Here is an 11,954-nt window from a genome sequence, read left to right on the forward strand (position 1 = left end):
ATTCAGCCAGCTCCCAATATTTTGGGAGTTCGCCAGGAGATCATCATGAGCATCAACCAATACGATTCCCGCACCGCCGACAAGTTTGTGGTGCGACTGCCTGACGGCCTGCGCGCTGACATTGAAGCGGCTGCGAACGCCGCAGACCGCAGCATGAACAGCGTCTTCGTCCAAGCCGTGCGCCAGTATCTGGACGGACAGAATCGCCAAACCTTGCTGCTGGACGCACTGGCAAATGCCGTCGTCCCGCTCCCGCCTGCTGCGAGTTCGGGCCAATGAGCCGCCGCAACGGAAAATTGGGTGAGCATTTGATCGAGCTGTTCAATGCCCTGCAGCGTCGAGAAACCACCTTCGGCCAGATCTACGCCATGTCCGCATCGTGCGGCATCGACGCGCGCAGGGTGCTCGCAGACCACTTTCAAGGTGGTGAACTTCATGGCTAAGACAGTGCTGCGGGTGCGCCTTGATGGCGTCGCGTTCTACTTGAACACCGAGAATTCCTCGCCGAGTACCGGACACAGGAACAGGTATCGCTTGTTCAAGACAGAAAACTACGGGCGCGATAAATCCGGCTGGATTCAGGTGGGTTCGATGGCTGGCCAGGAGTTGTTGGAAATAGAAGATGAAGGCGCCTTGCTGAAGGCGTGTGAAAAGCTGTTCACCAGCAAGAAGCCCCACCGCTACGACCTGCATGGCGCGATACGCGGCAAACCCGGTAAGTGGGAGGGGGAGGCCTTTCCCGTCAGGAAGTCAGTGCAAACAATGTCCTCTATCGAACAGTGATGACTCCATGGCCAAGTCAACTGCATTACCCATCAAAGAGACCGCGCCTCGCTTCCTCAGAGCGTCAACTGCCCCTGCGTACCTGGGCATGTGCCGGGAAGAATTTAATAAGACGGTTCGGCCTAACGTCCGTGAATTTCCCATTGGGAAACAGGGCGTTGGCTTCGACCGCATTGAGCTGGATGAATGGGCAGATTCCTGGGCTGAGTCCATGGCAATTGAAAAGCAGGCCGATCGGGACAACAATCGCCCCCGCAGTGAGCGCCAGGGCAAGAAGAAAGGAGAATTGCCATGGCCCAAAAAGCTATCACCGGGCTCCAGCAAATGCCGAACGGCATCTGGAAGATCGACAAAAAATATAGAGGAGAACGAATTCAAGAGAGTACTGGCACTTGTAACCGCGCCGAAGCAGAGCAATACCTGATTCACAAGCTGGAGAAGTTGCGCCAGCAGAAGGTATATGGCGTTCGGCGGGTCAGGACCTGGCGAGAGGCGGCGACTCGTTTCCTGCTGGAAGTGAAGGATCAGGCCTCGATCCATATATCGGCCACCTATATGGAACAGCTCGACCCCTTCATTGGCGACATGCCGCTGACCCACATTGATGACGATGCGCTCGCGCCATACATCCAGTCGAAGCTGAATCCGGCGGCAGGGAAGCCAGTCACGAACCGGACAGTGAATATCGCGCTTCAGCGTGTCATCAGGGTGCTAAACCTATGCGCGCGAAAGTGGCGGGACGAAGAACGCCGGCCATTGCTCGACGTAGTGCCGATGATTTCCCTGTTGGATGAGAAGACGAACAGCCGAAAGCCCTACCCGCTTTCGTGGGAAGAGCAGTCGATCCTGTTCGCCGAGTTACCGGCGCACCTACAGACCATGGCGATGTTCAAGGTCAACACGGGGTGCCGGGAGCAGGAGGTTTGCAAGCTTCAGTGGAATTGGGAGATTGCGGTACCGGAGCTCGGAACGAGTGTGTTCCTGATCCCGGCTGGATTTGGGGGAAGGACTACCAGGGCTGGCGTGAAGAATCGAGACGAGCGCTTGGTCGTGATGAATGACGTTGCCAAGTCAGTGATCGAGAAGCAGCGCGGCAGACACCCGCTCTATGTGTTCCCGTTTGGCAAACCAGATGGCGAGGGGAATGAAACGACGGTTCACCGCATGAATGACTCGGCCTGGAAGAAGGCGAGGATTCGGGCGGCAAAGAAGTGGCAGGAGAAGTTCTTGCGGCCGGCACATGACGGTTTTACCAGGATCCGCATACACGACCTGAAGCACACCTTTGGGAGAAGGCTGCGTGCTGCTGGCGTGACTGAGGAAGATCGGAAAGCGCTGCTCGGCCACAAGAACGGAAGCATTACCAGTCATTACTCGGCAGCGGAGTTGGATCAGCTCATTGCGGCGGCAAATAAGGTATCAGCAACCGACTCGCGCGCACCAGCGCTGACGATTCTGAAACGGAGGGAGGCATGATGAAAAACGCCAGGGTCACTCGGAAAGTCACTATGGCAGAAACAACAAAGCCGCTCGAAAGCGGCTAAGTCATTGAATAATATGGTCGGGACGGAGTGATTCGAACACTCGACCCCTAGCACCCCATGCTAGTGCGCTACCGGACTGCGCTACGCCCCGACTAGGCGTGTTACTGGGTTTGCTTCTTAACGAAGCGAACCGGAATATACCGCAAGCTTTTGAAATGTGGAAGTATTTTTAAAAGCTTGAATCATTTCTTCAGCACCACCAGTACATCTTCCAATTCGGAGATCATCTGGCGGATCAGTTGCTTGTATTGGGTGGTGTCGTCTTTGGCTTCATCACCGGACATACGCTGGCGTGCGCCGCTGATGGTAAACCCCTGGTCGTACAGCAACGCGCGGATCTGTCGGATCATCAGCACGTCCTGGCGCTGATAATACCGACGGTTCCCGGTGCGTTTGACGGGGTTGAGTTGAGGAAACTCCTGCTCCCAATAGCGCAGCACGTGCGGTTTTACCGCACACAGCTCGCTGACTTCACCAATGGTGAAGTAGCGCTTGCCTGGGATGACGGGTAGCTCGTCGTTATGACTTGGTTCCAGCATAAGCCTCAACTCGGGCCTTTAACTTCTGCCCTGGACGAAAGGTGACCACACGGCGAGCCGTGATCGGGATTTCTTCTCCCGTTTTTGGATTGCGGCCAGGCCGCTGGCGTTTGTCTCGCAGGTCAAAATTGCCGAAACCGGACAATTTGACCTGTTCGTTGTCTTCCAGAGCGTGGCGGATCTCTTCAAAAAACAGCTCGACCAATTCCTTGGCCTCGCGCTTGTTCAGACCCAACTCTTCGTACAGACGTTCCGCCATCTCAGCTTTCGTCAAAGCCCCCATACGTCACTTCCTTAACGTGGCGTTCAACCTTTGTTCGAGCGAGGTGAGGATATTTTGCGTCGTGGTATTCACCTCATCGTCATTAAGAGTGCGCGATGGATGCTGCCAGGTCAAGCCAACTGCAAGGCTTTTTCTATGCGGATCAATGCCTTTACCCTGATAGACGTCAAATAGCCTGAGGTCTGTCAGCCATTCCCCTGCATTTTCACGGATTACATCCAGAACTGCAGTGGCGGCGACTTCACGGTCGGCGATCAGGGCCAGGTCACGGCGCACTTCAGGGAAGCGCGACAACTCGCTGAATTTAGGCATCTTGCCCGTGGCAACTTCAGCCAGGACCAGCTCAAAAACGAAGACTGGGCGATCCAGCCCCAGGGTTTTCGACAATTCTGGGTGAATAGCCCCGACGAAGCCCACCAGGCGACCTTCGCGCTCGATACGCGCAGTCTGGCCCGGATGCAATGCTGGGTGGCTGCCCGGCACAAAGGTGAAGGCATCCAGCGCACCGGCAAAGCCCAGCACCGCTTCCACGTCAGCCTTGACGTCGAAGAAGTCTACGACGTCGCGGCCCTGCGCCCAGCCTTCCGGCAGGCGGCTACCGCAGACGACGCCGGCCAGCATCGGCTCTTGCTTCAAGCCATCGAGCTGGCCGACGAAACGCAGGCCGCTTTCAAACAGGCGCACGCGGTCTTGCTGGCGGTTCAAGTTGTGGGAAAGCGCTTTCACCAGACCCGGCCACAGCGAGGAACGCATGGCGGCCATGTCGTTGGAGATCGGGTTAGCCAGCAACAGTGGCTCAACACCTGGGTTGAACAGCTCGAACTGCTTTGGATCAATGAAGCTGTAAGTCACAGCTTCCTGATAACCACGAGCCACCAGCAGGCGACGCAACTCTGGCAGGGCCGCACGCGCCTCGGCCTTCGGCTGTGGCGCCAGGCGCGCTTGCGGGTAACGAACCGGCAGACGGTTGTAACCGTACAGGCGCGCCAGCTCTTCGATCAGGTCGACTTCCAGGCTGATATCGAAGCGATGACTTGGTACTTCAACCTGCCATTGCCCTTCCCCACTCGAGGAAATGCCCAGGCCGAGGGCCGACAGCAGTTGCTCGATTTCAGTCGGCTCGATGACCAGGCCGAGCATTTGCTCAACGCTCTTGGCGCGCAGGGTAATCGGCGCAATCGACGGCAGGTATTGTTCGTTGACGGTTTCGCTGATCGGGCCGGCCTCGCCGCCAGTGATGTCCAGCAGCAGGCCAGTGGCGCGCTCCATGGCTTCACGGGCCAGCTTCCAGTCCACACCACGCTCGTAGCGGTGCGACGCATCGGTGTGCAGGCCGTAGGAACGTGCCTTGCCAGCGATGGCGATCTGGTCGAAGAACGCGCTTTCTAGAAATACGTCACGGGTGGTCGCGGACACACCGCTGTGCTCGCCACCCATTACGCCGGCAATCGCCAGGGCGCGAGCGTGGTCGGCGATCACCAAGGTGTCGGCACGCAGGCTGACTTCCTGGCCATCGAGCAGCACCAGCTTCTCGCCTTCTTCGGCCATACGCACGCGGATGCCGCCGTTGATTTCGGCGAGATCAAACGCGTGCAACGGCTGGCCCAGTTCCAGCATCACGTAGTTGGTGATGTCGACGGCGGCGTCGATGCTGCGCACGTCAGCGCGACGCAAACGTTCCACCATCCACAACGGGGTTGGCTTGGACAGGTCGACGTTACGGATCACTCGCCCCAGGTAACGGGGGCAGGCGTTTGGCGCCAGCACGTCAATCGAGCGTACTTCGTCGTGCACTGCCGGCACGGCAGCGACGACTGGACGGGCGACAGGCGTGTTGTACAGCGCGCCCACTTCACGGGCCAGGCCCGCCAGGGACAGGCAATCGCCGCGGTTCGGGGTCAGGTCGACCTCGATGCTGGCGTCTTCCAGTTCCAGGTAGGCACGAATGTCCTGGCCCACTGGCGCGTCAGCCGGCAGTTCCATCAGGCCATCGTTGCCTTCACCCACTTGCAGCTCAGCCTGGGAGCACAGCATGCCGTTGGACTCAACACCACGCAGCTTGGCCTTCTTGATCTTGAAGTCGCCCGGCAGTTGGGCACCGATCATGGCGAACGGGATCTTCAAGCCCGGACGCACATTTGGCGCTCCGCACACGACCTGGAAAGTTTCCGCGCCATTGCTGACCTGACACACACGCAATTTATCGGCATCGGGATGCTGCTCGGTGCTCAACACCTCGCCCACCACTACACCGCTGAAAACACCGGCGGCCGGCGTAACGCTATCGACCTCAAGACCGGCCATCGACAGACGCGCAACCAGCTCGTCGCGACTTACCTGCGGGCTTACCCAGCCACGCAGCCATTGTTCACTGAATTTCATCCTGCTCTCCTAAAGATTCGTTACGACTAGCGAAATTGCGCGAGGAACCGCAAGTCGTTGTCGAAGAACAGACGCAAGTCGTTCACGCCGTAACGCAGCATGGCCAGACGCTCGACGCCCATGCCAAAGGCGAAGCCCGAGAACTCTTCCGGATCAATCCCGGACATGCGCAGCACATTAGGGTGGACCATGCCGCAGCCCATTACTTCCAGCCAGCCGGTCTGCTTGCACACGCGGCAGCCTTTGCCGCTGCACATCACGCATTCCATGTCGACTTCAGCCGATGGTTCGGTGAAGGGGAAGAATGAAGGACGGAAACGCACCGCCAGCTCCTTCTCGAAGAACACCCGCAGGAATTCTTCGATGGTGCCCTTGAGGTCGGCGAAGTTGATGTCGCGATCCACCAACAGGCCTTCGACCTGGTGGAACATCGGCGAGTGGGTGATATCCGAGTCGCTGCGGTACACACGGCCTGGGCAGACAATGCGGATCGGCGGCTTGTTCGCTTCCATGGTGCGGACCTGTACCGGCGAGGTATGGGTGCGCAACAACATGTTTGCGTTGAAATAGAAGGTGTCGTGCATCGACCGGGCCGGGTGATGGCCTGGGATGTTGAGCGCCTCGAAGTTGTGATAGTCGTCTTCGACCTCAGGACCTTCGGCAATGCCGTAGCCGATGTGGGTGAAGAACTGCTCGATACGTTCCAGAGTCCGGGTGATCGGATGCAGACCGCCCGAGGCCTGGCCACGACCAGGCAGGGTGACGTCAATGGACTCGGCGGCGAGCTTGGCCGCAAGATCGGCCTCCTCGAGCGACGCCTTGCGCGCATTGAGCACCTCGGTGACACGCTCCTTGGCAACGTTGATCAGCGCGCCGACTTGCGGGCGCTCTTCAGCCGGCAAATTCCCCAGGGTCTTCATCACCTGAGTCAATTCACCTTTTTTGCCAAGGTAGTGAACCCGGATTTGCTCCAGGGCATTTACATCTTCAGCGCTATGCACAGCCTCAAGAGCTTGGGCAACGAGCGCATCCAGGTTTTCCATGTACAGACTCCAGATACAAAATAGGGGAAGAGCTTGAAGGCTCTTCCCCTATTTATGACGTTTACCACCGTGGGCTACAGGAGCAGCCCTAGGTGACTGTCGGGGGTACTTAAGCCAAGGTGGCTTTAGCTTTCTCGACAATCGCAGCAAACGCCGCTTTTTCGTTCACTGCCAGATCAGCCAGAACCTTACGGTCGATCTCGATGGACGCTTTTTTCAGGCCAGCGATGAAACGGCTGTAGGACAGACCGTTAACACGTGCACCAGCGTTGATACGAGCGATCCACAGAGCGCGGAACTGACGTTTTTTCTGACGACGGTCACGGTAGGCGTATTGGCCTGCCTTGATTACCGCTTGCTTGGCAACACGGAATACGCGTGAGCGTGCACCGTAGTAGCCTTTAGCAAGTTTCAGAATTTTTTTGTGACGCTTACGGGCAATGACGCCACGCTTTACACGAGCCATGAGTTACTTCCTCTATTCTTGATCCAAAATTAACGAAGGCGCAGCATGCGCTCGACTTTTGCCACGTCAGACGGATGCAGCAAGCTGCTACCGCGCAGTTGACGCTTACGCTTGGTCGACATTTTGGTCAGGATGTGGCTCTTGAAAGCGTGCTTGTGCTTGATACCGTTAGCAGTTTTCAGAAACCGCTTAGCAGCACCACTTTTAGTCTTCATCTTTGGCATGTTCGGATACTCCGCATTCAGTTGATAAACATAATCAGAAGGCCTGCCGTGCCCTGTTGATTACTTCTTCTTTTTCGGGGCGATGACCATGATCAGCTGGCGTCCTTCCATCTTAGGATGCTGTTCGACCGAACCGTACTCGAGCAGGTCAGCTTCAACCCGCTTGAGGAGTTCCATCCCCAGCTCCTGGTGGGCCATCTCACGGCCGCGGAATCGCAAGGATACCTTGGCCCTGTCCCCATCACTCAGGAAACGTACCAGGTTGCGCAGTTTTACCTGGTAATCCCCTTCCTCCGTCCCTGGACGAAACTTGATTTCTTTAACCTGAATCTGCTTCTGGTTTTTCTTGGCTGCGGCAATCTGCTTCTTCTTCTCGAAGATCGATTTGCCGTAGTCCATCAGCTTGCAGACAGGCGGTACAGCATCGGCGGAAATTTCCACCAAATCGAGCTTGGCTTCTTCAGCCTTAAGAAGCGCGTCTTCAATTGACACAATCCCAAGCTGCTCACCCTCAGCCCCAATTAACCGAACCTCGCGTGCCGAGATATTCTCGTTGATCGGGGCTTTCGGTGCAGCTCGTTTATCTTGTCTCATTTCACGCTTAATAGTAATTACTCCGAATCTGGGCGACCACGCCGGGAAACCGCTTGCGCGAGGAACTCAGCGAACTGGGCGACGGGCATAGAGCCCAGGTCAGCACCTTCACGAGTACGCACAGCGACAGTCTGCATCTCGACTTCCCGATCTCCGATAACCAAAAGATAGGGAACCTTGAGCAAAGTATGCTCGCGGATTTTAAAGCCGATTTTTTCATTTCTCAAGTCGGTCTTGGCACGAAATCCGCTTTCATTGAGAGTTTTTTCAACTTCAGCGGCAAAATCTGCCTGTTTATCAGTGATATTCATGATCACTGCCTGGGTCGGAGCCAACCACGCAGGGAACGCGCCCTCGTAGTGCTCGATCAGGATGCCGACGAACCGCTCGAACGAGCCGAGGATCGCCCGGTGCAGCATGACCGGGTGCTTACGGCTGTTGTCTTCGGAGACGTATTCGGCTCCCAGACGGATCGGCAAGTTAAAATCGAGCTGCAGGGTACCACACTGCCAGACGCGGCCAAGGCAATCTTTCAGCGAGAACTCGATCTTCGGACCGTAGAATGCGCCCTCCCCCGGCTGCAAGTCGTACGCAAGCCCCGCACTGTCCAGCGCTGCGGCCAGTGCTGCTTCGGCGCGGTCCCACAGTTCGTCGGAACCGACGCGTTTTTCCGGACGAGTGGACAGTTTCATCTCGACTTCGGTAAAGCCGAAATCGCGATAAACATCCATGGTCAGCTTGATGAACGCGGCGGATTCGGCCTGCATCTGCTCTTCGGTGCAGAAGATGTGGGCATCGTCCTGGGTGAAGCCACGCACGCGCATGATGCCGTGCAGCGCACCCGATGGCTCGTTACGGTGGCAGGCACCGAATTCGGCCAGGCGCATCGGCAATTCACGGTAGCTCTTCAGGCCCTGGTTGAACACCTGCACGTGGCATGGGCAGTTCATCGGCTTGATGGCGTAATCGCGATTTTCCGACTGGGTGGTGAACATGTTGTCGGCGTAGTTGGCCCAGTGCCCGGACTTCTCCCACAGGCTGCGATCAACGACCTGCGGGGTCTTGATTTCCAGGTAACCGTTTTCGCGCTGAACCTTGCGCATGTACTGCTCGAGTACCTGGTACAGGGTCCAGCCGTTCGGGTGCCAGAACACCATGCCCGGCGCTTCTTCCTGGAGGTGGAACAGGTTCAGGCGCTTGCCGATCTTGCGGTGGTCGCGCTTTTCGGCTTCTTCGATGCGCTGGATATAGGCGGCCAGCTGCTTCTTGTCAGCCCAGGCCGTGCCGTAGATCCGCTGCAGTTGTTCGTTTTTTGCATCGCCGCGCCAGTAGGCACCGGACAACTTGGTCAGCTTGAACGATTTCAGGAAGCGCGTATTCGGCACGTGCGGGCCGCGGCACATGTCGACGTATTCTTCGTGGTAGTACAGGCCCATGGCCTGCTCGTCCGGCATGTCTTCGACCAGGCGCAGCTTGTAGTCCTCGCCACGCGCGGTGAACACGTCGATCACTTCGGCACGCGGGGTGACTTTCTTGATGACGTCGTAATCTTTTTCGATCAGCGCGTGCATGCGCTGCTCGATGGCCGTCAGGTCGTCCGGGGTGAAGGGACGCTCGTAGGCGATATCGTAATAGAAGCCTTCTTCGATAACTGGGCCAATCACCATCTTGGCGGTCGGATACAGCTGCTTCACCGCATGACCAATCAAGTGGGCGCAAGAGTGACGAATGATCTCCAGCCCCTCTTGGTCCTTGGGCGTGATGATTTGCAGGCTGGCGTCGCTGGTGATCAGGTCGCTGGCGTCAACCAGCTTGCCGTCGACCTTGCCGGCCACGGTGGCCTTGGCCAGGCCGGCACCAATGGATGCGGCGACCTCGGCGACGGAAACCGCATGATCGAATGAACGTTGACTGCCATCGGGAAGAGTAATAGTTGGCATGGCGCCTCCTCTCCTAGTGGTGACCCCTACCAAAGGTCACGTGGGTTGGGATGAGCCAGTACAAGATCCAACACCAGGCCGCTCAATAATGAACGCCTGCCTTACAGCGGCAGGAGCCTTTCGGCCAACCGATAATCGAACCAGAGTGACTGGAGTGAACAAAAAGGACCTGGCAAGGCGGCAAATGGCGCGCCGGAAAATAGCCAGACGAGGATGCTAGCACAGATGAACGGTCGTCGCGCCGGCGAAGCTTTGTGTAAACAGCATTTCAAGGCTTTATAGCTGCAAAAGTGAACTTGAGCTGTACGCCGGGCCTCCAACCCACTGAGAATCGCCGTTCGTCCTCGACCCAAAGGAGCATCCCATGATGCGTTTCACCTCTACCCTCGCTGTCGCCGCTACCCTGAGCCTCCTTTCCCTCGGCGCACAGGCTGCAGCCCCTTCCAACTGGCCAGCCGGCGCCCGTGACAGCTTTGTGAGCGACTGCAGTGCCGCCGCCAGCCAGAACGTAGACGTCAAGACTGCCAAGGCCCACTGCGAATGTGGCGCAGACAAGATCAATGCCGAATTGAGTTCTGCCGAGATCAAGGAACTCATGACCAACCAGAACGCCAGCCCGGAGCTTAAAAACAAAGCAGTCGCGGCTATTTCGTCCTGCAAAGTCGTGAAGAAAAAGTAAGATTGACCACTGATCAGACGGTCATTTCACTGAAAAAACGGCCTCAAAATTGCTATTTCGCACAAAATACGCAGGTTTTACGGCTTTTTTTAACAGCTGATATTTCACCGCAAAGCCCCGTAGATTGGGGCTTTCAGCCTGGCCAGGGATCAAACGCAACGCGATTGATTAGCAAACAATGCCTTGGGGGGGCTCCCAAGTCGAACATTTCGACTATGATAGCCCAGTGTGCCCAGTTGGCCTGAGCAGCACAGCACTACTGAAAATATATGTTTCTTGGAGATACACCATGTCTAATCGCCAAACCGGCACCGTTAAATGGTTCAACGATGAAAAAGGCTTCGGCTTCATCACTCCTCAAGGTGGCGGTGACGACCTGTTCGTACACTTCAAAGCTATCGAAAGCGACGGTTTCAAAAGCCTGAAAGAAGGCCAGACCGTTTCCTTCGTGGCTGAGAAAGGCCAAAAGGGTATGCAAGCTGCACAGGTTCGCGGCGAGTAATTCCCCGCTGAGCTAAAAAAACCCCGTCCATGTGACGGGGTTTTTTATGGACGATGCAAAAGCCGCAGGGCAATCAGCCGCAATTGACCCGAGTGATCACCAGGTTGTTGTCGGTGTTCAGGTTCAAGCGGTCGGAGCGATATTCCAGCGTGATCATATCGTTGGGCTTGAGAATGCGTGCATTCTGCGCACCGGCACGCGTACGGGCCTGCTCCAGCAACTGGGGCGAGGCTTTCTGGCCGATTGCAAACTCGGCGGCCTTCGACTCACAGCGGCTATGACCGGTATCGGTCGCGGCGGCGTCTTTGCCTGGCTCAGAGGCACCCGGGGTGCTGCAACCCGCCAACGCGAGTGCTGCCAACAAAGTACCGAATGATGCGAGCTTCCAAGGCATGAAGCCTCCTATGATAAAAAATGGACAGAGATCGTGCGACAGCAGTCAAAGCGATTGGTTTCAAGACGTTAACCGCCTGCGCGCAAGTCTGCCTCACTCACAGCAGTCAAGCGCCCTGTCAATCGTGACTAGATATGAACGCACCTAGTAGATATCAATGTAGTCAGAAGAAGGTGTAGGCCAATTCTGCTTCAGCGCGTTAAAAATCTGCATGACCCAGACTTCGTCGCTTGCCGCGACGATGCCGACATACCCGGAGCCCTTCGACCAGGTCTCCAGCCGAAAGAGCAGGCCGTCGATATCAACGCCTCCCACGGTCCCCGAAGAAATATAGGCAATCCCCTCCCTGGTGACCCGCAGTTGGGTATGTTCATCGTCATTGGCGCTGGCAAGCAGTTCGCGCACGGCCGCCTGGGTCAGGTCCTCAGGGTTGTTCAAATTGATCTGCACGCGTTGTTTCCCGGCTATTGGACAGGCTCGCAGTGTCGCACACCCCCTCCTTCATGCCTAAGTAGCAGTGCCAAATGCCGCGCAAAATGCTTAACTGCGCCCGCTGGAACCGCATTCCAGCGCATTGCCCA

16 protein-coding genes and 1 tRNA gene are annotated in these 11,954 nt (G+C 56.9%); 6 read left to right on the plus strand and 11 right to left on the minus strand.

The genetic code is table 11. The features are described 5' to 3' along the window. Positions 1-45 precede the first annotated feature (45 nt). The 4 genes from KVH01_RS11540 to KVH01_RS11555 all read left to right on the plus strand — a co-directional run bounded on the left by KVH01_RS11540 (position 46) and on the right by KVH01_RS11555 (position 2,259). Complete coding sequence (locus tag KVH01_RS11540) at positions 46-279, plus strand: Arc family DNA-binding protein (RefSeq protein WP_217881554.1); 234 nt, start codon at positions 46-48, stop codon at positions 277-279. Further along, positions 276-443, plus strand: a complete 168-nt coding sequence (locus tag KVH01_RS11545) for a hypothetical protein (RefSeq protein ID WP_217881555.1) — start codon at positions 276-278, stop codon at positions 441-443. The genes KVH01_RS11540 and KVH01_RS11545 overlap by 4 nt, the downstream gene beginning before the upstream one ends. Continuing rightward, positions 436-783 (plus strand): hypothetical protein, encoded by a 348-nt coding sequence (locus tag KVH01_RS11550; RefSeq protein ID WP_217881556.1) that lies wholly within the window; start codon positions 436-438, stop codon positions 781-783. Before KVH01_RS11545 ends, KVH01_RS11550 begins: the two co-directional genes overlap by 8 nt. 291 nt (positions 784-1,074) lie before the next feature. Then, positions 1,075-2,259, plus strand: a complete 1,185-nt coding sequence (locus KVH01_RS11555) for a tyrosine-type recombinase/integrase (protein WP_217881557.1) — start codon at positions 1,075-1,077, stop codon at positions 2,257-2,259. A gap of 82 nt (positions 2,260-2,341) precedes the next feature. Here KVH01_RS11555 and KVH01_RS11560 read toward each other — a convergent pair. The 9 genes from KVH01_RS11560 to thrS all read right to left on the minus strand — a co-directional run bounded on the left by KVH01_RS11560 (position 2,342) and on the right by thrS (position 9,798). Then, positions 2,342-2,418, minus strand: a tRNA-Pro gene (locus KVH01_RS11560). 91 nt (positions 2,419-2,509) lie between these two features. Further along, positions 2,510-2,866 (minus strand): MerR family transcriptional regulator, encoded by a 357-nt coding sequence (locus KVH01_RS11565; protein ID WP_003174972.1) that lies wholly within the window; start codon positions 2,864-2,866, stop codon positions 2,510-2,512. Continuing rightward, a complete protein-coding gene (gene ihfA / locus KVH01_RS11570) occupies positions 2,847-3,149 on the minus strand; it encodes an integration host factor subunit alpha (protein WP_002553164.1) in 303 nt (100 codons plus the stop codon). Before ihfA ends, KVH01_RS11565 begins: the two co-directional genes overlap by 20 nt. A 3-nt stretch (positions 3,150-3,152) precedes the next feature. Beyond that, positions 3,153-5,531 carry a phenylalanine--tRNA ligase subunit beta gene (pheT, locus tag KVH01_RS11575; protein ID WP_217881558.1) on the minus strand — a complete coding sequence of 793 codons (2,379 nt, stop codon included), beginning with the start codon at positions 5,529-5,531 and terminating at the stop codon, positions 3,153-3,155. Between the two features lie 26 nt (positions 5,532-5,557). Continuing rightward, positions 5,558-6,574 carry a phenylalanine--tRNA ligase subunit alpha gene (gene pheS / locus KVH01_RS11580; protein ID WP_034117607.1) on the minus strand — a complete coding sequence of 339 codons (1,017 nt, stop codon included), beginning with the start codon at positions 6,572-6,574 and terminating at the stop codon, positions 5,558-5,560. 109 nt (positions 6,575-6,683) lie between these two features. Next, entirely contained in the window at positions 6,684-7,040 is a 357-nt protein-coding gene (gene rplT / locus KVH01_RS11585) for a 50S ribosomal protein L20 (RefSeq protein WP_002553161.1), read from the minus strand. Between the two features lie 29 nt (positions 7,041-7,069). Continuing rightward, a complete protein-coding gene (rpmI, locus tag KVH01_RS11590) occupies positions 7,070-7,264 on the minus strand; it encodes a 50S ribosomal protein L35 (protein ID WP_002553160.1) in 195 nt (64 codons plus the stop codon). Between the two features lie 60 nt (positions 7,265-7,324). After that, positions 7,325-7,876 carry a translation initiation factor IF-3 gene (gene infC, locus KVH01_RS11595; protein ID WP_169960276.1) on the minus strand — a complete coding sequence of 184 codons (552 nt, stop codon included), beginning with the start codon at positions 7,874-7,876 and terminating at the stop codon, positions 7,325-7,327. After that, a complete protein-coding gene (gene thrS / locus KVH01_RS11600; protein ID WP_043049576.1) occupies positions 7,876-9,798 on the minus strand; it encodes a threonine--tRNA ligase in 1,923 nt (640 codons plus the stop codon). Before thrS ends, infC begins: the two co-directional genes overlap by 1 nt. Before the next feature lie 364 nt (positions 9,799-10,162). On the opposite strand from thrS, the gene KVH01_RS11605 reads away from it, so the two are divergent. Beyond that, the gene (locus KVH01_RS11605) at positions 10,163-10,477 is read left to right on the plus strand and encodes a hypothetical protein (RefSeq protein ID WP_080889086.1); all 315 of its coding nucleotides are present in this window, start codon (positions 10,163-10,165) and stop codon (positions 10,475-10,477) included. Positions 10,478-10,766: 289 nt separating this feature from the next. Then, entirely contained in the window at positions 10,767-10,979 is a 213-nt protein-coding gene (locus tag KVH01_RS11610; RefSeq protein WP_003234260.1) for a cold-shock protein, read from the plus strand. Between the two features lie 73 nt (positions 10,980-11,052). On the opposite strand, the gene KVH01_RS11615 is transcribed toward KVH01_RS11610, so the two are convergent. Both KVH01_RS11615 and KVH01_RS11620 read right to left on the minus strand, forming a co-directional pair. After that, the gene (locus KVH01_RS11615; RefSeq protein WP_217881559.1) at positions 11,053-11,373 is read right to left on the minus strand and encodes an I78 family peptidase inhibitor; all 321 of its coding nucleotides are present in this window, start codon (positions 11,371-11,373) and stop codon (positions 11,053-11,055) included. A gap of 144 nt (positions 11,374-11,517) precedes the next feature. Further along, entirely contained in the window at positions 11,518-11,823 is a 306-nt protein-coding gene (locus KVH01_RS11620; protein WP_217881560.1) for a hypothetical protein, read from the minus strand. Between the last annotated feature and the right edge of the window lie 131 nt (positions 11,824-11,954).

This window comes from Pseudomonas khavaziana, from assembly GCF_019145205.1.
Taxonomy (GTDB): domain Bacteria; phylum Pseudomonadota; class Gammaproteobacteria; order Pseudomonadales; family Pseudomonadaceae; genus Aquipseudomonas; species Aquipseudomonas khavaziana.